This window comes from Kolteria novifilia, assembly GCA_007748055.1.
Lineage (GTDB): Bacteria > Planctomycetota > Planctomycetia > Kolteriales > Kolteriaceae > Kolteria > Kolteria novifilia.
Genome location: CP036279.1, coordinates 1,623,726 through 1,642,011 on the forward strand (window position 1 = coordinate 1,623,726; position 18,286 = coordinate 1,642,011).

General features: G+C 61.0%; 14 protein-coding genes. 10 read left to right on the plus strand and 4 right to left on the minus strand.

Going from position 1 to position 18,286, the window contains the following annotated elements; translation table 11 throughout:
• Positions 1-159: 159 nt before the first annotated feature.
• The 3 genes from Pan216_RS28080 to Pan216_RS06030 all read right to left on the minus strand — a co-directional run bounded on the left by Pan216_RS28080 (position 160) and on the right by Pan216_RS06030 (position 6,433).
• Positions 160-2,085, minus strand: coding sequence for a serine hydrolase (locus Pan216_RS28080; protein WP_419193315.1), 1,926 nt, complete (start codon positions 2,083-2,085; stop codon positions 160-162).
• A gap of 356 nt (positions 2,086-2,441) precedes the next feature.
• A complete protein-coding gene (locus Pan216_RS06025; protein WP_145256204.1) occupies positions 2,442-3,710 on the minus strand; it encodes a DUF1552 domain-containing protein in 1,269 nt (422 codons plus the stop codon).
• A 350-nt stretch (positions 3,711-4,060) separates the two neighbouring features.
• On the minus strand, positions 4,061-6,433 hold the full coding sequence (locus Pan216_RS06030; protein WP_419193316.1) for a DUF1592 domain-containing protein: 2,373 nt from the start codon (positions 6,431-6,433) through the stop codon (positions 4,061-4,063).
• A gap of 457 nt (positions 6,434-6,890) precedes the next feature.
• On the opposite strand from Pan216_RS06030, the gene Pan216_RS06035 reads away from it, so the two are divergent.
• From Pan216_RS06035 to Pan216_RS06065, 7 genes are all read left to right on the plus strand, one after another.
• Positions 6,891-9,185 (plus strand): serine/threonine protein kinase, encoded by a 2,295-nt coding sequence (locus Pan216_RS06035; RefSeq protein WP_419193317.1) that lies wholly within the window; start codon positions 6,891-6,893, stop codon positions 9,183-9,185.
• A gap of 552 nt (positions 9,186-9,737) precedes the next feature.
• A complete protein-coding gene (locus Pan216_RS06040; RefSeq protein ID WP_145263701.1) occupies positions 9,738-10,751 on the plus strand; it encodes a DUF1559 domain-containing protein in 1,014 nt (337 codons plus the stop codon).
• 172 nt (positions 10,752-10,923) lie between these two features.
• A complete protein-coding gene (locus tag Pan216_RS06045; protein ID WP_145256212.1) occupies positions 10,924-11,340 on the plus strand; it encodes a DUF4198 domain-containing protein in 417 nt (138 codons plus the stop codon).
• A gap of 35 nt (positions 11,341-11,375) precedes the next feature.
• Entirely contained in the window at positions 11,376-12,533 is a 1,158-nt protein-coding gene (locus Pan216_RS06050; protein ID WP_145256216.1) for an ABC transporter substrate-binding protein, read from the plus strand.
• Positions 12,530-13,138: a hypothetical protein gene (locus Pan216_RS06055; protein WP_145256219.1), complete on the plus strand. Its 609-nt coding sequence runs from the start codon at positions 12,530-12,532 to the stop codon at positions 13,136-13,138. The genes Pan216_RS06050 and Pan216_RS06055 overlap by 4 nt, the downstream gene beginning before the upstream one ends.
• Positions 13,135-14,229 carry a FecCD family ABC transporter permease gene (locus tag Pan216_RS06060; RefSeq protein ID WP_145256221.1) on the plus strand — a complete coding sequence of 365 codons (1,095 nt, stop codon included), beginning with the start codon at positions 13,135-13,137 and terminating at the stop codon, positions 14,227-14,229. Before Pan216_RS06055 ends, Pan216_RS06060 begins: the two co-directional genes overlap by 4 nt.
• The gene (locus Pan216_RS06065; protein ID WP_145256224.1) at positions 14,226-14,990 is read left to right on the plus strand and encodes an ABC transporter ATP-binding protein; all 765 of its coding nucleotides are present in this window, start codon (positions 14,226-14,228) and stop codon (positions 14,988-14,990) included. The genes Pan216_RS06060 and Pan216_RS06065 overlap by 4 nt, the downstream gene beginning before the upstream one ends.
• Here the strand turns inward: Pan216_RS06065 and Pan216_RS06070 are convergent.
• Positions 14,918-15,400, minus strand: a complete 483-nt coding sequence (locus Pan216_RS06070; protein WP_145256226.1) for a DUF4339 domain-containing protein — start codon at positions 15,398-15,400, stop codon at positions 14,918-14,920. The genes Pan216_RS06065 and Pan216_RS06070 overlap by 73 nt on opposite strands.
• A gap of 1,092 nt (positions 15,401-16,492) precedes the next feature.
• Here Pan216_RS06070 and Pan216_RS06075 point away from each other — a divergent pair.
• The 3 genes from Pan216_RS06075 (at position 16,493) to Pan216_RS06085 (ending at position 17,928) form a co-directional block, all read left to right on the plus strand.
• On the plus strand, positions 16,493-17,107 hold the full coding sequence (locus Pan216_RS06075) for a hypothetical protein (RefSeq protein WP_145256229.1): 615 nt from the start codon (positions 16,493-16,495) through the stop codon (positions 17,105-17,107).
• 423 nt (positions 17,108-17,530) lie between these two features.
• Positions 17,531-17,731, plus strand: coding sequence for a hypothetical protein (locus Pan216_RS06080; protein ID WP_145256232.1), 201 nt, complete (start codon positions 17,531-17,533; stop codon positions 17,729-17,731).
• Entirely contained in the window at positions 17,731-17,928 is a 198-nt protein-coding gene (locus Pan216_RS06085) for a hypothetical protein (RefSeq protein WP_145256240.1), read from the plus strand. Before Pan216_RS06080 ends, Pan216_RS06085 begins: the two co-directional genes overlap by 1 nt.
• Positions 17,929-18,286 lie beyond the last annotated feature (358 nt).

Here is an 18,286-nt window from a genome sequence, read left to right on the forward strand (position 1 = left end):
GTCTATTCACTGCAAGAAGTGGAATTTCACAACCAGTTCATGGGAAGGGGAGTCGTCCGCGACGTGATCTAGTCGGTATCGAACGGAGTGTTGCGATGGTCCATCGCTTGACTTGGCGTGATGGTGATTCGTCGACCTGGGGGGGCAGGATTGTTTGTCTTACAACCCTTTGACCTTGAGGTTCGCGAGGGCCTGCTCCAAACGGGTCTGTTCGACCTTGTTCTCTGGAAGTGGGACATTGTCGAAGGCGGGGAGCAGGTGTCTCCAGACGAGATCGAGTTGGCCCTGCATGTTGTTCGTCTTCGCGGTCATCACGATGACCGCTTCCTGGTTTGGCAGGACGATACAGAACTGACCATCCCTCCCATCGCCCCGGTAGGCATCGTGACGGCACCGCCAAAACTGAAAGCCGTACCCTTGTCGCCAATCGGGGTTTCTGCCGCTTGGGGCATCGGCGTTTTCGATCTGCTTGCTGGTCGCCTGCGCGATCCAGTCGCTTGGGATGAGTTGCTTGCCGTCCCACGTTCCCTCTTGCAGGTAGAGTTGACCGAACTTCGCAATGTCCTCGGTGCGAAGGTACAGGCCGTAGCCGCCGATCGAGACGCCCTGGGGGCTCGACCTCCAAACGGGCTTGGCGATGCCGAGGGGAGCAAAGAGTCTCGGTTGCAGATAGTCGAGTAGGGTCTCGCCGGTCACTTGCTGGACGATCGCCGACTGCATGTAGGTCGCGGGTGTGTTGTAGAGGAAGCGGGAACCGGGCCGATAGGGAACGTTCGCGGCGAGAAACTTCTGGGTCCAAACATCGTCGGGCGCGAGTCGGGGTAGGGGATCTTGTCCGGTCGCCATCGTCAGCAGGTCGCGAACGCGCATCGCCTTGAGATTCGCCGAGGGTTGCGAAGGGGCCTTCGTGGGAAAGAACTTGAGGACGGGATCGTCGATACGCAGCTTCCCTTCGGCGATCGCGAGTCCAATGCCCGTAGAGGTGAAGCTCTTACTTAGCGACCAGAGGATGTGCGGTTTCGACGCCGACTCGGGGCTCCACCAGCCTTCGGCAATGACGTGACCGTGGCGGACGAGCATGAAGCTGTGCATCGTGTCGATCGTCTCGTCGGCTTCTCGAACGAAGGCTCGAATGCTTGCCGAGTCGACTCCCTGCGACTCCGGTGTGCTTCGCGGCAGGTCGCGGGAGGCGGTCGTTGGCCGGAGATGTTCTTGGAGGAACTCGAGCATCAGCTCCCGTCGGGGGCCGCTGGTGAATTCCTTGCCGCCGTGTCCGGAGCCCTTGAGGACGCGCAGCTCGAGCGGTAGGTTCGCGTCGCGGTAGACCTGCTGGATCCGCTCGGACTGATCGAGCAGGACGGTCTTGTCCTTGTCGCCGTGGAGGACGAGAAAGGGGGGATCGTCGGGGGTGACGTGAAATGCGGGGGATGCTTGTTTGGCCAACGCCACTCTCTTGTCGGCACCTCCACCGAGAAGCCGATGGACGACGGAGCCCTCCTTGTTGGCGCGATGAGGCTGCGTCTTGGAGCGCAGGACGAAATCGGTCGCTCCGTAGAGATCGATGACGGCATCGACACGCGACGACTGATCGAGATTGCCGCCGACCTCGCCCTCGAGTTCCTCGACCTCGCCCGAGGTTCCCATCAGGGCCGCGAGATGGCCGCCGGCACTCGAACCGGCGACCGCCATCGGTTCGGTTCGATAGCCGTACCTGTCCGCGTTGGCCCTTAGCCAGCGCACCGCGGCCTTGCAGTCGTGGATCTGGGCGGGAAAGGTCGCTTTGTCGGTCAGCCGATAGGAAATGCTCGCCACGGCGTACCCATGATCGGTGAGCCAAGTGACGGGGCACTTGGCCTTGCTGCCAGCCCGCCAGCCACCTCCATGAATCCAGACGACCAGCGGTGGGTGCTTGGTGTCGGGGAGGTAGAGGTCGAGTTTCAGGCTGTGGCCGTCGACGTTGGCGAACTCGATGTCCTTGTGAACACCGGCTGGTTCGGCCGATCGGGCCACGCTTGGGATCGCGATCGCGATACCAAGAAGGAGAAGGCCGTGAACCCAACGGTTGGAGCGAGCAACTGGTGTCATGGTTTCCCTGTCGGAGAGTGGAGACTGTTCGCCCTCACCGGGTCGCGGAGAGGAAAGACTACGGGTTCGGTTTCTCGATCGCGTTGACCGTTGAGCATAGGGAGAAGGCCGTGTCCCAAGATACCTCTTGAGACGGCGAAGGGAAGACCGAAGTCCACGTCTTGTCGCCTTGGGTCGTTTGGGTGACCGTTGGTCGCTCAGCGCGACACCCAAGATGGACATGGCGACGACTCCATTGAGGGAGGCTCGTGCCCTGGTCCATCTAGGTTTCAGGGGGCCACTAGCTGCTTGTTGGCCAGGGCCAAAGGGCTAGCGTTGCACCAACACGAACACCAACACCAAGTTGGAACAGAGCGCTAGCTCGACAAACCTCGGAGGGTTCCCTTTCCGCTGGAGAAGGTGTCGTTCTCGAGTTCGAGGTGCTGAAGGAAGGAGATGAAGAGATTCGCCAGCGGTGGCGCGGAGTCGGCGGCGAAGGCGAGGTGTTGGCCGTGGTCGAAGCGGCCGCCGGCGACGACAATCGGCAGATTGCTGTTATTGTGACTCGAGGCGTTGCCGAGACTCGATCCCAGGAGAATGGCGGTTTGGTCGAGCACGGAGTGTTCCCCTTCCTGGATGTCGGCAAGCCGCTTGAGAAACTCACCGAAGAGCCGCATCTCCTCCTTCTCGATGATCGCCAGTTGCTCGATCTTTTCCGGGGACTTGCCGTGATGGCTGAGGTTGTGCCAGCCGTCATCGACTCCCTTGAGATCGACCACCTCGTTGCCGCCCGGTCCCTTGAGCGTGATCAGCCGCGTCGAGTCGGTCTGAAGCGCGAGCGCCATCAGGTCGAGAAAGAGTTTCATGCGGCCGGAGAAGTTGGCTCGATCGTCGATGTCGGTCGGAGGCTTTTCGTTGACGGTGGGTTTAGGACGGTGGACCCACTCCTCGGCGCGCGTCATCCGTTGTTCGAGTTCGCGGACGCTCGTGAAGTATTGGTCGAGCGTCTGGCGATCGCGGCGACTCGATCGCCGTTTGATGTCGCCGACCTGCGTGCCGACCAGGTCGAGGATGCTTTGCCCGCTCTTGATACGCCGAAGTTGCTCGGTCTTTTCCGAGGGAGTTCCCTCGAGAAAGAGTTGCTTGAAGACGCGCGACGGTCTTCCTTCCGACGGGATCAACACCCCCGAACGCGTGTAGGAGATCCCGCCGTTGCCGGCCGAGAGGGAGAGGAACGGGAAACGCGTCTTGTGTCCGATCCGCTCCGCGGCGAACTGGTCCAGAGAAATCGTGTTGCGAAAACTTGGTTGGCCCGGATGGGCGGCTCCAGTGAGGAAGCTCTTTTCCGCGGCATGGCCGCCGTCGACCATCGGGTGCATCAACCCCGAGATGACCGATACCTGGTCGCGCACCTGTTGCAGCGGCTCGAGGTAGGGCGTGGCGTCGTAGTCTCTTCCGGCCGTGGTGGGCACGAGGTAGGGCGTGTGTATGCCGAGCGGAGCACAGATCGCGACCATCCGCCTGGGTTGCGCTTGGTTGGTCGCGGCTCGGGTGGTTTGCCGGGCGGTCGCTTCAAGAATGGGAAGTCCAAGGGCGACCCCCGAAGCACGGAGGAACGATCGACGATCGAGTGTTGAACGTGGCATGGCCTGGAGTCCGAGTCGGGGTGAGTAACCTGTCAATGTTCCAATGGCGATTCCGCCAACATACGTTGCGCCGCAGCTTCGGTGAGTCGTTGCCTAGTGAACTGGTCCATCGGAGTTTTGGGGGGCCACTGGCTGCTTGTCAGCCAGTGCCAAAGGGTTGGAATTGCACAAACACCAACACCACGTTGGAACAGAGCACTTGTGTCCTTATTGGTAAGTTCATGGCCTAAGAGACTCTTGGGTGCCATGCCCACGCTGGCCGTGCGCATGCCGGAAATGCCTGTCATTGGGCAAACTCCTGCACGATTTGAGGCCCGAGATTTCATGTGACGAACTTGCCAAACAGGAAACTAGGGCCGCCGAAAGAGCTCGCTGTCGACCACCGCGTGAATCATCGAGCGGAGTCCGAAGTTGCTCGAACGCGCCGCGCGAACGACCGCGTCGACCAAGTCCCTGTCGCCGCGCGTGATCGGTCGACCGCAGCCATAGACGAGTAGCTTTTGGGCGATGGCGCGGGCGATCGTTTCCGGGTCGTCGGCGAGTCGTTCGCGGAACTCGACAAAGTTCGCGAACGTCCGCCCATCGGCTAATTCACCGCTAGAGACCACCGGCGGACCGACGAAGTAACGCGTTCGGCCAACGCGCCGCTTCCGGTCTCCTTCGAGTGAACGGTAGGCGTCGCGATGCCCTCCGATGACGTCGAACTCCTCCAACGCGAAACCCGGCGGGTCGATGCGGGTGTGGCAACGGTTACATGCCCCGTTCTCGCGGTGGAGCGCCAACTGCTCGCGGATGGAGGTGGCCCCTCGGATATCGGGTTCGACCGCGGGGACGCCGGGTGGCGGCGGTGGCGCGGGTTGCCCGAGTAGCCGATCCAACACCCAGACGCCTCGCAGCACGGGCGAGGTGGTTGTCCCGTTGGCGGTGACTTTCAAAATGCTCGCTTGGGTTAGCAACCCGCCGCGAACGCTGTCCGAGGGAAGCGGAACAACGCGAAACTCCTCATGGCCGCGGACGCCGGGAATGCCGTAGTGCGTCGCGAGTCGTTGGTTGAGGATCGTGAAGTCGGCATCGGCGAAGTTCAGAACGCTCAAGTCTTCCTCGAGAAGATGGCGGAAGAAGCGACGCGTCTCGGCCAGCATCGAACGCAGGAGCAGGTCGTCGAACTCCGGGTAGAGCTTCTTGTCCGGTGTCGTGAACTCAATCTCGCGCAGGTCGAGCCATTGACCGGTGAAGTGGTCGACGAAGCGTTCAATCTTCGGATCGCTTATCATCCGTTCCACTTGTTCGTGGAGAATCTTGGAGTCGCCGAGCTTGCCCTCGGCCGCCAGCCGCGTCAGTTCCTCGTCGGGCATCGAGGACCAAAGGAAATAGGAGAGTCGCGATGCCAGCGTGTAGTCATCCACGCGCTCCTCTTGGTTGAGCAGGAGGAAGTGGGGCGAGCAGAGTATCGCGGTGACGCCGGTGCGCGCGGCTTGCTCGAAGGTGTCGCCGTCGTCGAGTCGGGCCTGGGCCAGTTCGATGAACTGGTCGATCAGCGCGTCGTCGACCGGCCGGCGAAAGGCGCGGGGAGCGAAATCGCGGAGGAGCCGCTGGAGATCGGCGCGCGGCTCGGTCGAGTCGATGAAGTGTTCCTTCACCCCGCGACGATGACGCAGGTAGAACGGCCGGCCCTCCTTGAGCGTCAACGACTTCGAATCGCCGAAGAGTCGAGCCTGGGACTCGGCGGGAAAGCTCTGGTCGAGTGGTCCGTGGGTCTCCGCCCAAGCGATGGCGACGCCCGGCCGTGGCTCATCCTTGTCACGCCAGGTCACGTGTTCGGGGTAGATCCAGGGGAGAATGTGGAGGGCATGCCCCGCTTCCAGACGCGTGGTGAACTCGATCACGCGTGGCTCCTTCGGCGTGCCGGTCACGTCGAACATCCCCTCGAAGGTCCGCTCTCCCGGCCCGAAGAGGGGGCCGGTGAAGACGCCAACGCTCAGGGTTCGATCGCCCGGGTCGTGGGGCCAGACGGCGACGCGGCAATGGTAGGTGCCGCCTTCGATGGGATGGGCCGCGTCGACACGGGCGGGAGGCCAACCCGGCGTGAAGTCGACGAACGCGCCGTGGGACTCGATGACGCCGCCTTTCTTCCCTTTGACCGAGCCGATGTTCTCTTTCGACTCCATCAAGACGGCGCGCCGCGTGCTTGGGGGGAGCGGCTTGATCCTGCGGATGGTGTGTTCGAAGGCGACATTGGCCGCTTCGAGATAGCGCTCCATCAGGATCGAGGAGATTCCCAAACCACTGGCGACGTTGTCGAACCCCTGAACCTCACCATCCTCGGGAAGCAGCGGCGCCAGCGGAACGTCGATCCCGAGAAGATCGTGGAGCGTGTGTTCATACTCGACGCGGTTGAGCCGACGCGTCGCCGCCGGCGGTGATTGGGCCTTGGCCAACTTCGCGTTGATCCAAGAGAGGAACCGTCTGGTTTGCTCAGGGTCGGGAGAGGCCTCGCCCTCCGGCGGCATGTCGCCCGACTCGATCATGTCCGCGACGAGGGTCCAGGTTTCCGCGGTCGTCGCATCGGGGGAAGTGAGGTGATCGAGCCGAAGCTCCCCCTCCTCGAGTCGTTGGCCATGGCACTTGACGCAGTGCTGCCGCAGAAACCCGCCGACGTCCTGGGCGACCGCGAGGTTCGCGGTGGCGAGGATCCAGATCGAACAACGTAGAAGATGCTTCATCAACCATTCCGTCTTACGACAATCGTTCGCCGAGTTTGGGGGCCGACGTGGAGTTCCATCGCGAGCCGCCTCCGGTTGACGAGGCCCCGGTCCTTCATCCCTCGTGGGTGTTGGAACCTCTCGAATGTCCTCGGAAACGGATTTCGACGTCAGAAAGGGGCCGAGACGCGCGATCCCGACGATGACTCGATCATGGCTCCTGCATCGTGGGAAAGCAAGTGCTCCATGCGAATCTCCCAGGGAGTCGGGAGCGGGGGACGCGTCGGCTTTGGACTCGTTTTCCCTGGAGACGTCAGTACCATGGGCAACGCGGGAGTCGGGCTCGCCCCGAAGACACCCTGCGGTCGACATACGCCCCGAACAAGCAAACCGCTCGCACACATCGAGAAGTCGTCGCGCGTCCACCGCCATTGGCGACGTTGGTGAGCGGGCGAGCACGAGATGCCGGACAAACACCATGGTCGACTTCGAGATCCTCCTGCTCCTGCGGCTCTTGAACTGGGAGGGTGTCGATGCCCGCAAGGTTCTCTTGGTCGCGGAAGAACACCTCTCGAAGCGGTCAGAGTCGGGACCTTCTCTCGGGACGGAACTCGTCGATCGACAAGTCCTCACGGAGACGAGTCTCCGGAAATGTCTCGGCTCGATGACCGAGGATCTTCGCGCCCGAAGCCGTACCCGCCAACAAGGAATCGCCGAAGCGATCCAAACGCTGCCTCCCGAGGTCAGACGCGAATTCTGGAGGCGGCTGCCGGCGCTCGTCTGGCATATCGATGCTTACTGCTCCCCGCAAGAGCTTCGTGGGGAAGAGCCGTTCGCGCGGGGGGGGCTCGGACAGATCTGGAAGGTGCGCGACGAAGGAGCCGGGCGGACCGTTCTGGTGAAGCAACTCCGAGCCGATCGGAGCGACGATCCCGAGATCGCGGCCCGCTTTCTCGCCGAAGGCCGTGTGACCGCCCAGCTCGAGCATCCGAACATTGTTCCGGTCTACTCGGTGCCCCGGCAGGTGGCCGACGCTCCCCCATACTATGTCATGCGTTGGGTCCAGGGACGCACGCTCGAGGCGTTGATCCATGACGCGCCCGATCTTCGGCGAAACAACCCCGCGCGGCGCCAGCATCTTCGCGCTCTTGTCCAACGGCTCGTCAGTGTTTGCGAGGCCGTCTCCTTCGCTCATTCGCGCGGCGTGATCCATCGGGATATCAAGCCGGCGAACATCGTCTGCGGAGATTTCGGGGAGACCCATCTCCTCGACTGGGGGCTGGCGAAAGTCACCGATCGTTCGGAGAACGAGTCGACCTCCGAGACGGTCCATGCGGGAACGAGCTATGAGCAAACGCTCCCGGGCACGAGGATCGGTACGCCTCTATGGATGGCTCCCGAACAAGCCGAGGGCGGACCCAATGTCGATGAACGATCCGACGTCTACTGTCTTGGAGCGACCCTCTTCGACATCCTGACCGGCCAGCCTCCCCACTTGCCCGAGGAGACCATGGATGCGCGGGAGGTCATCGGCTATATCCTTTCCCAGCCCACTCCGCGCGCCCGAGGCATCATTGCCAACTTGCCGCCGTCCATTGACGCCGTCTGCGCCACGGCGATGGCCAAGGATCCATCCCATCGTTACCAGACGGTTCGCGATCTCACGACGGACCTTCAGCATTGGCTCGCGGACGATCCGGTCTCCGTCCACCGAGAACCGTGGGGGCGGCGTTTCGCGCGCGTGGCCCTGACCTACCCCATGCGCACGTCCCTTGTCGTCGGGATGGTCCTCTGCTTGCTTCTGCCCTTGGTGATCATGGGAGTGATCTACGCCGATGTGATCACCGGCGGCACCGTCGCTTCGGAAAGCATCGTCACCACGCGTGGGGCCAACGAACGAAGCCGCGTGCAGAAGGGGCTCCATGAACTCGAGGGCGAACTCGAGTTTCTCAGCGCCTCCAGCGCCACGGAGAATCTCTTGGTTCCGGGGATGGATCCCCAGCGACGCGAGGAATCGCTTGGTGAAATCCATCGGTTCCTCAAGAGTCAGCGACTCCTGAGGTCGGTGATCTTCGGCGCTCGTGGCGACGACGGGACGTTCACGCCCTCATGGACCTTCACGCTAAAGGACAACATGGTCGTCTCACGCGAGGGGCGCGGCTCTCCCCTGAGCGAACAGCAGCGCAAGAGCGTCGTCGCCGCGGAGCGGCAACCGCAAGGCGAGCCCGTGTTACGGCTGGGCCACCAGGGGAAGAGTGAGGCCGTCTCGGCGACAACGGTCGTGGCGATGGCGGTCCGCGATGAGGCGGAACTGCTCGGGGTGATCGTGGCGGTCGTCGATGTCGGTGAACTCTTGATGGGGGCGATTGGCGATCATCCCGTCGCGGTGGTGGTCGTGACGGATACCGAAGGAAGGATTGTTGTCGTTCAGTCGCCCGACTACGTCCCGCAACAGTCGGCGCTCGCGCTACTCGCGGCGAACCCGAGCTTCATCGACGAGGTGACCAATCCCGCGACGGGCACCGATGTCCATTGCCAAGCCGTCAGCGTTGTGCCGTTCACGCAGGAGTGGATTGTCTGCACTCAGCGGTTCCCCTACGCGTTCAGTGGGGAGTCGAGCGTTCTGGGCTTCATCACGATGATCGACCTGCGAATCGTTCGCGTGAAGACGAATTTTCTTCAGCGGATCATGGTCAATCTCGTCATCGTGATCGTGTCGATCTTTCTCACCACGATGATCGCGTGGGGCGTCCTTCGTCTTATCGTGAAATAGCCGATCCCCGCACGCGAGCGGGGCACCGCCAAAGCACGCCCGGGTGGACTCGAACCACCAACCTACGGATTAGAAGTCGATTCTAACCTGTTATCTGCTAGTCGCTTAGGTGTCAAACCCTGGAGTTCATCGGGGTTTCGTCGCCACCCTTCGCACAGTAGATGATACCCAAGTGTGCAAAAGATGTCGTTAACGTGGCGCTCGGTAGGGCGCCGTTTTGGTCAGTGGCGAATTGACTCAACGGTTTGCGGGTCGGCGCTGACTGGCGTCCGCGTTCAATTCCTCGGCACTTTCACGAAAGTCACTGACAAAGTTCGGGCATCTCTCGGTGGCGAATTTCTCGCCGTCCATGGTTAAATTGTCGCCGTCGGACGTCTCCGTCTCGTCCGAAGGGAACTCGGGCGGCATTTCCACAAGGTCCGATGTCGTAGGCGGTTAGTCTGTCACCGACGATAGAGAAGGCCTCTTGGCACGGAAATCGCGAAATGCGGACGACTCACACGGACTTCCGTGTTTGCCAGTGATCCTTCCGTTTGCAGGTGTTGACCAGTCATGAGTTCTCCACGCCCCAACACTCCCTTCCCGAAGAAGGCGTTCACGCTCGTTGAACTACTTGTCGTGATCGCGATCATTGGCGTCTTGGTTGCGTTATTGTTACCAGCCGTTCAACAGGCACGTGAAGCCGCCCGACGGATGCAGTGTTCCAACAACCTCCGGCAGATCGGCATTGCCCTGCACAACTACCATGACGCCAACAACTGTTTCCCGGCGGGCGGGGTCACCGTCGGCGAGTGCTGCTCCGAACCAAGCTTCAGCAACTGGGCCCTCTCGATCCTTCAGTACGGCGACCAACCGAGTCTCGCCGACCGATACAACTTCAACATTCACAATGAGTCGGTGGAGAACAACTTCGTCCACCAATCGCTCGTCAAGACCTACATCTGTCCTTCGGATCCCTCCGGAGGAAAGCTCGCGATTCCGTTGACCGGTCCGGGAGGCACTAGCGCCCGTGGCGGACTCGACTTGACCTACCGCACCGGAAGCTACAAGGGGGTGGCCGGAGCGGTCGGATCGATCGGAACGCTTCGCGAGCAGGGCTGGTGGGACGGCCTCTACGACTACGACGGCGATGGCACCCTGAACTACCCAGAAGACCAAAAGCGAGGTGTGTTGCACAGCGTTGGTGCCTTTCCGGGTGAAGCTTGTGAGTCGCTGAGTACCGTCACCGACGGAGCGTCGAAGACCTTGATGGTCGGCGAAAAGGCTTCGGTCGAACGGCTCGATTTGGCGACATTTTGGGCCTACCCGTACATCTACTACTCCATGTCGCATTCCATCGAACATCCTCTCTCGCTTACCGCGGACTACGACCAGTGCGCCGCGTTGGCCAGCGCCGCCGGCGACTGGTCGGCCCCCTGTGCCCGCGGTTGGGGAAGCACACATGCGGGAGTGATCCAATTCGTCTTCGTGGACGGTTCGGTCGGGGCCATCAGCGAGAGCATCGACCTGACGATTCTCTACAACTTGGCAACGATCAATGGTGGCGAGATCGTCGAGTTGCCCTGACGTGGAAAAACCACGAGAACCCAACTTCTTGGTGAAACCAATTCCGCCGATGACACTGTGGAGTTCCCGTCCGATGCCCGCACCGACAGATTACCTTCGGCACGTACCGACGTCGTTCCCACGGTCACGAGCGCTTCCTCGTTACCTTGTGATTCGAGGAATGCTCGTAGCCATGTGCCTCACGTTCGTTGGTTGCGGCGGGAATGAGTACGGTGTCGTTCCTGTCTCTGGGCGAGTGACGCTCAATGGACAACCCTGTCCCGACGTCTCGCTCACGTTCGTCCCCCTCGCCGAGGACAAGGACAACCCCAACGTCGGTCCGGGATCACTGGGCCGAACGGACAGCGAAGGGAACTTCACGCTCCAAACGGTCAAGGGGGGCAATGGTGCCGTTAGTGCGGAACATGTTGTCCGTATCTCGATTTCCCTAAATGGAAATGGCGACGAGGAGGGGACTCCGGACATTCCAGGAAAGCCGACGCGTGAGATCACGTTGCCTTCGAACGCCTCCGATGGCTCGCTTCGTTTCAAGGTTCCCGAGGGAGGGACGGACCAAGCCAATTTCGATCTGGTCTCGAAACGCAAGTAGCGAGTATCCGAAGCGACTTGCCCCAAGGGATCACCATGTCACGTGCTCGTATCGCCTGTCTTCTCGTTGGCGCTCTTTCCTCGATCGGCTGCGGCGTCTCCACGACGCCGTCCGAGGTTCCCATCTCCGAAGCCACCATCACGGTAACCGATCTCGCCGGACGCGAGGTCACGCTCAAGCAACCGATCGAACGGATCGTCTTGATCCGCGGTCGCGACATCTACGAACTGGCACTCCTACTTGGCGAAGAGATGCGAGGCAAGCTCGTCGCATGGGGCCCTGACCTCAAAGCGTATGATCGGGACGGATACGAGATGTTTGTCGAGGCCTACCCGTGGCTGGCCGACGTTCCGAACATCGGTTCGATCTATCGGGACGCGACCAGCGTTGAGCAGATCCTCGATCTCAATCCCGATCTCGTGATCGTCGAGAACTTCATGCGAGAACGTAGCCATGACAGCATCGATCGAATGGAACGCGCCGGTATCCCACTTCTCTTTCTCGAGACGGCGAATGATCCGCTCGTTGATCCCCAGCGAAGTCTCGCGTTGCTCGGACGAATCCTGGATCGGGAAGATCGAAGTCGAGAGATCAACGAGTTTATCGAAGCTCGCCTGCAAGAGGTCTACTCGAAACTCGACGATATCGAAGAGCCATCTCCGAGTGTCTACCTCGAACAGGGCGCGCGCGGCGTCGCGACATTCGGGTGGACTTGGACCTACGATTCCCAGCGACGACTCTCCTGTTGGGCGGCCATTGTTGGCCGTCTTCCGTCGCGCAACATCGCGGTCGGAGTCGTTCCCAATCTGACTCCGGTCCATCCCGAATACCTTCTGGCGAAGGATCCTCAGTTGATCATCTTTACCGGCGCCAACTGGCCCACGTTTCCCGACACCATTCGCTTGGGGTACACCGCCGATCCCACCGATGCCCGATCGCGGCTTCGAGCCTATCTAGGCCGTCCCGGTTGGCGTGATCTTCAGTCGGTCCGCTCGGGACGCGTCCACGCCATCTTTCACGGGTTCTGCATGCATGCCTTCAATTTCGTCGCTCTGCAACAGTTGGCAAAATGGCTCTATCCAGCGACTTTTGCCGATCTCGCGCCACGCGAGCGACTCGACGAATTCCATCGGCGTTTTCTTCCCTACGCGTGCCAAGGCACGTGGATGATCAGTTTGGAGGACAAAGGATGACGTTTCCGCTAGGATTCTTCGACGTCGATTGTCGGGAAGTAAACGAGGAGCGAAACGGTTTCACGATTCGTCCGCGGGCAGCTCCCCTGGCACCGCGACTCGAGCGACTCTACGCGTTGGCACGGGAACGATCCTTTCCCCTTGTCTTTTGCTCATGCCTCGGAGGACGACTACTCGAGGAAGGGGACATTCCCGAAGTCCTCTACATCCCCGACAAGCCGGAACGGCGCGAGTGGGAACAACAAATCTCTTCGCACCGCGAATTCTACCTTCAGAAGCGTCGACGTGGTGACCCGGAGACAAATATCGCTCTCCAAGCCTTCGATGTGCTCAACACCAATGCCAACGCCGCTCGGCTCTTCAAACTCCTTGATGTCGAGGAATGGATTGTCTTCGGCAACGGGTTCAACGCCTGCGTCAATTCGGGAGCGAGGGGCCTCTTGAAAGCCGGTCAACGAGTTTGTCTTTTGAAGGACGTCACCGTCATGGGCGCTGCAAAGTATGGCGGCACCGAGGAGAGCCGATTACGTGTCATCGACGAACTGGAGTCGCTCGATGTGAGAACGACGACATTCGATCCTTTCATGGCCTCGTTGACACCATGAGCGATACGTTACAGCGAGACGACACGATCGCCACACCGATCGCCATTACCGGACTTTCGCCGAGCGACTCCTACCGGCGCCACAGCCGGCGCCGGTTGCTTTTTCTTGTCGCCGCCATTGGTGTCGTGCTGGTGTCACTGATGGTCGATTTGATCACGGGGCCCGCGTCGCTTTCGATCGCGGAAGTCTTCCACACACTCCTCTCTCCTTGGGGGGGCTCCGGCCGCGAACACGTCATCGTCTGGATGCTCCGGATGCCCACAGCCCTGCTGGCCCTGTTGGTCGGTGCCGCTCTCGGAGTCGCCGGTGCGGAGATGCAAACGATCCTCAACAACCCACTGGCCAGCCCCTACACCCTCGGCGTGTCGTCGGGAGCCTGCTTTGGGGCGGCGTTGGCTCTTGTCTTCGGCACGGGCGCATCGCTCGTTGGATCGACCGTCTTGGTGCCGCTGGCCGCCTTCGGCTTCGCCATGCTCTCCAGCGCCACCGTCTACGGGATCGCTCGTGTCAAAGGTGGGTCGACGGAGAGCATCGTGCTCGGCGGCGTGGCCCTTCACTTTCTCTTCAGTGCCGGTGTCGCTTTTCTGAAATTCGTCTCGTCGGAAGATCAACTCGCGGCAATCGTCTTCTGGATCTTCGGAAGTCTCCAGGGAGCGACTTGGCCCAAACTAATGCTCGTCAGCGCCTGCCTCCTCGTCACCCTGCCCGTTCTTGCTCTCGACGCTTGGAAACTCACGGCGCTGCGACTAGGTGACGACCGAGCCAACAGCCTGGGGCTTGACGTACGAACGCTTCGCCGGCGAATCCTTCTGATCGTGTCTCTCCTGACGGCCACTGCGGTTTGCTTCGTCGGCGCCGTCGGCTTTGTCGGACTAGTTGCCCCTCACATCGCGCGCATGTCGGTCGGCGAAGACCAGCGGTACTTTCTCCCACTCTCGGCCATCTTGGGCGCCCTGCTACTCTCCTGCGCCTCGATCGTCAGCAAGTGCATCATACCCGGCACCGTCTTTCCGCTCGGTGTCGCCACCGCGTTCATCGGTGTACCGTTCTTTATCTCGCTCATTCTAGGAGGCAGGAGTCGTTTCTGGTGATCCTCGACGCGACAGACGTCACCTTCTCGTATCGTTCGCAGCCAGTTCTCCGAGGTGTCGACTTCCACGCGGAGTCTGGGTTGACGGTCCTTCTCGGCCCCAACGGCGCGGGAAAGTCGACGCTCCTCAAGTGCCTCTGCGGTCTCCTGTCGCCGGAAGGACGCGTCGTGCTCGACGGGCGGGACATCGCGACGTTGTCGACCGATGAGCGTTCGAACCTCGTCAGCTATCTCCCCCAGGACCTGTCGACGGGAGCGTGCCTGACGGTCTTTGAGAGTGTGCTGATCGGCTACGTTCATCGCCTCGGTTGGCGACCGAGAGCGGCGGACCTTCATCAGGTCGAGAGTTTGCTCGAGAAGATGGGGCTTGCGGACTTGAGTCAACGAATGATCACCGAACTTAGCGGTGGGCAACGCCAGATGGTCGCCATCACTCAGTCTCTCGTTCGCGATCCGCGAGTTCTGCTTCTCGACGAGCCGACATCCAACCTTGACATCGAGCACCAGTTCCACCTCTGCGGCTTGCTTCGACGATTGTGCACGGAACGAAGCCTCTGCGTGGTGATGGCACTGCACGACCTACAGGTCGCCTCCCGCTTCGCGGACACGATCTATGTGCTCAAGGATGGGCTCGTCGACGGTGCCGGTCCGCCCGCGAGCGTGTTGACTCGAGAACGAATCGCCTCCGTCTACAACGTCGTCGCCGAGGTCAACATCGCCGCGGACAACCGGCCGCTCATTACCCCTCTCGCGGTTCGGTGACCAACGCTCCAAAGGGTCGCGAAGTCCGCTAAGAGCCAGGCGTCAACGTTCAAGGCCTCCTCGAGCTTCTCGGGATCGAACTTGCCCGAGAACCACTTGTCTTTCTGCGTCAGGACTTTGTACTCGCGGCTCCGCGCGGGAGCCGGTTCGGCCCGTTGCGGTTGCGGTGTTGGCTTGACCTCGGGAGAGTCGGCCCGCGACCAACTCGCGCCGGTCGGCATTCCCTGCTTCCGATAGAGGTCGACGAACTTCTGGGCGTTGCTTCCGAGGGTCTTCCACCCTGGAGCATCTTGGCTTCGGATGGGTGTTTCGGGCGTGATCGTCTTCTCGTACAGCAGGCGTCCGATGACGACTTTCGAGTAGGGCCCCTGGGGCGTCTCGTCAATCATGACGTAGTAGGCGTTGGACATGACGGGGCTCCGGGATCTTGGGGGATCGTCGGTCTCGAGCCATCGTAGTTGGTCCAAGGGACGCGGGCATTAGGGAAAACCCTAACGCGATGCGTCTTTGTCGGCAGCGGAACAACCGCAGCACGCGACCTCGACGCGGCAAGGCGTCTCGCCCCACTATCGATTGACGCCCTCACTCGACGGACGTACACTAGCCATGTCGGCCTGATCACCGACCAACGCTAGCCGCGTCTGGGGCTCTCTCCGGTGCCCTGGACGCGGGCTGGCACAAAACCCGGAGAAAATGTCATGTCGAACGGAATCGAGCTTGCGCTAGACACGATTAGCAAGGATTGCCGGGACGCGGCGGTGATCATGCTTCCGCTTCATCCAGTCATGGTCATGCCAGAAGGTGACTTTCCGTGGGTCCCCCGGCCATGCGTTGAGTCATACGACGCGATTGAACTCTACCGACAACGTCCCGGAATCTACGAGCGACATGAGCAGAAAGTCAAACTCGACCGCTGGGACTTGCCAGTCGTTGACGAGTTCGCGGGCAACAGTCTCGGCGTCAGAATCCCGGCCAAGGGCTTCCAAATGGAGGATGGGTTCATCCCCTGCGGCGCCTTTAGCGAAGTGCAAATCCTCGACCCCACGCACGGAGTTCGGCAGACGAGTTCCGCCAACATCGCGAGGGTCCACCTGTTCTACTATCGCCGAACACCCGCATTCGTAAAGAAGTGGAACTCCCTTTCGGAGAACGAGTATCCGTTGGACCGACCCGATTGGGATCGGACAGGCGCGGACGAGTGGGACGCGTATCGAAGACTCGAAGGCATATGCGAGTTGCTCTACGATATTGCCCCGGCAATCAATCAGTGCCTTGGCTATGAGTGTTTCTTTCAATCACCCGACCACATCCACGGCCCCCGAAGCAGGGCCGTGGACTGCACGCTCATGACGCTCCATTCTCACGGCTTGGGGCGGGTATCAACCGAGCGAGCCGCGGCTGTTTCTGCCGAGTCCTTCGCGTGCGTGGGATCGGAACACGTCCCGTGCTCGGACGATGGCCTCTTGATGAGTTCTCTTTCCTACAGTCGACTCGACCCAACGGTGAATGTCTTCGAGGCGATCGCGCGGATGTTGACGGTCGCTCAGATTGCCATCCGAGACAAAGGCGAAGGATGGGACGCATCGAACGAAGTCGATCGGTTGGAAACCGCGATCGGGGTTACCGATGACCCGGTCGTCGCGATCGACACGGGTCCAACTAAGGCTCCGGTTCGGATGGCCGAGCAGCACGTTGAAAGTAGTGCCCTTGAAGAGGCGCCCGCCGAGATCCAAATGAGGGAGCTACTCTCGGCCAATGTCGTCGCCCATGAGGGGCTCGCACGAGGCCATATCGACCGCATGGGAGAGTTCTGGCTCAAGGGATGCCAGTTCCCTTTTCCAGCAGAGTCACCGCCCCCGAAAAGACGGTTAGACGCGATCAACAAGATTCTCAAGAACAATGGAAAGATGGAATGGGAGTCGTTCAAGAGAGAGTTAGAGCTCAAAGATAGTTACGCGAGGACTCTCCTAACGAAGATACGCGAAGACATCAGCGATCGAGATTATCCTTTCATGATCGATCGTGCTGAGAACAAGTCAGTCGTGATCGCCAAACTCGATCGGACACGCGTTGACGAGCACATTGCGGAGTGTAGCGCGACATTCTCCGCTTCGTGATTGTTTTTTCAGTGTTTCTTCGTCGCTACTCCAACGTTACCTCCCAATCTAAAAAAATCGCATCGCAGTGAGTACCATCGGATCAGACTCAAGATGACGGTCTGACCCGAGAGGTACTCAGCATGTCCGCTACTGATACTATCGCCGGCCCAACGGTCACTTTACGCGGCCCCGGCGTCAATCGCATCCCTGCTCCGATCGTCGCCATCCGCTTTCGCGATGGGCGACCACCCAACCACACCCTATCCGCGCTCCGAGTCGCGTACCTCGATCATGACTGGCCCATCGTCCAGCAGATCCTCGAGGAGTACGACTCGGAGCTTTGTTTTTTTGAGGCCGTCGAGGCCTGACCAGCGAACTGACCCGAGGTGTGCGGGCCAGCACCACGGGATCACAATCACCGGCCCATCCAGGAGATCGACCATGGACCAGACTCTACGCCACGTCGGGCAGATGGCCCGCGAGATAGGCATCGACCGCCAGACCCTAGCACGAGCGATGGCGGAGTCCCGCGCCAAGCCAGCGGTGATCCAGGGAGGGATCAGTTTCTTCGACGAGGAGACGTTTGCGTCAATCAAGCGGCGATTCGTCGCGGCCCGCGCCAAGTGTGAGGGCCCCCTGTGATGGCACACGCGGAGATCGCAGATGACGCGATCCTCGATCGCGCCGCCCTCAAGAAATCTCTCGGCCTGACTGACCGCGCGATTCGCGCCGCGGTCCGCGCCGGCGAGCTGCGGGAGTCCGTACGCGTTGGCCGGCGATGGTATCGCGGTGCCGATGTGCTGCGGTGGCTCTTCCGCGAGGGAGAGGCGGGCCGATGAGAGATGGATACTTCGTCGCCGAAGAGCGAATCCCCGGTGTCGCGGCCGGGCGGCGGAATGGTGTTAGAGAGAGGCGACCCGGACATGACTTGGCAGTCGGTCTACGTGGCATTTGTCCGGGCCACCTCGCGTTAGTGTACCAGATCGTTGATCGTAAAGCAGCATCGTCAATCGAAGGTGGGGTTCATTCGTTGCTCTTCTCCCCCTTAACGCGATCAACACCGGCGATGACTCTTATCAGTCGTCGTGGCTCAGGCCATCACGCAGCAACGTTGTTGCTGCACCCCGAAACGGCTCGCAGCCGTGGCCTCGAGATAGTGCCGATCGGTCGACCCAAGCAATCCGGGCAACGTCCTAC

Coding starts and splice junctions, on each gene's coding strand:
- Pan216_RS28080 (WP_419193315.1), bottom strand. CDS start 2,085: ATGACACCAGTTGCTCGCTCCAACCGTTGGGTTCACGGCCTTCTCCTT.
- Pan216_RS06025 (WP_145256204.1), bottom strand. CDS start 3,710: ATGCCACGTTCAACACTCGATCGTCGATCGTTCCTCCGTGCTTCGGGG.
- Pan216_RS06030 (WP_419193316.1), bottom strand. CDS start 6,433: ATGAAGCATCTTCTACGTTGTTCGATCTGGATCCTCGCCACCGCGAAC.
- Pan216_RS06035 (WP_419193317.1), top strand. CDS start 6,891: ATGGTCGACTTCGAGATCCTCCTGCTCCTGCGGCTCTTGAACTGGGAG.
- Pan216_RS06040 (WP_145263701.1), top strand. CDS start 9,738: ATGAGTTCTCCACGCCCCAACACTCCCTTCCCGAAGAAGGCGTTCACG.
- Pan216_RS06045 (WP_145256212.1), top strand. CDS start 10,924: ATGTGCCTCACGTTCGTTGGTTGCGGCGGGAATGAGTACGGTGTCGTT.
- Pan216_RS06050 (WP_145256216.1), top strand. CDS start 11,376: ATGTCACGTGCTCGTATCGCCTGTCTTCTCGTTGGCGCTCTTTCCTCG.
- Pan216_RS06055 (WP_145256219.1), top strand. CDS start 12,530: ATGACGTTTCCGCTAGGATTCTTCGACGTCGATTGTCGGGAAGTAAAC.
- Pan216_RS06060 (WP_145256221.1), top strand. CDS start 13,135: ATGAGCGATACGTTACAGCGAGACGACACGATCGCCACACCGATCGCC.
- Pan216_RS06070 (WP_145256226.1), bottom strand. CDS start 15,400: ATGTCCAACGCCTACTACGTCATGATTGACGAGACGCCCCAGGGGCCC.
- Pan216_RS06080 (WP_145256232.1), top strand. CDS start 17,531: ATGGACCAGACTCTACGCCACGTCGGGCAGATGGCCCGCGAGATAGGC.
- Pan216_RS06085 (WP_145256240.1), top strand. CDS start 17,731: ATGGCACACGCGGAGATCGCAGATGACGCGATCCTCGATCGCGCCGCC.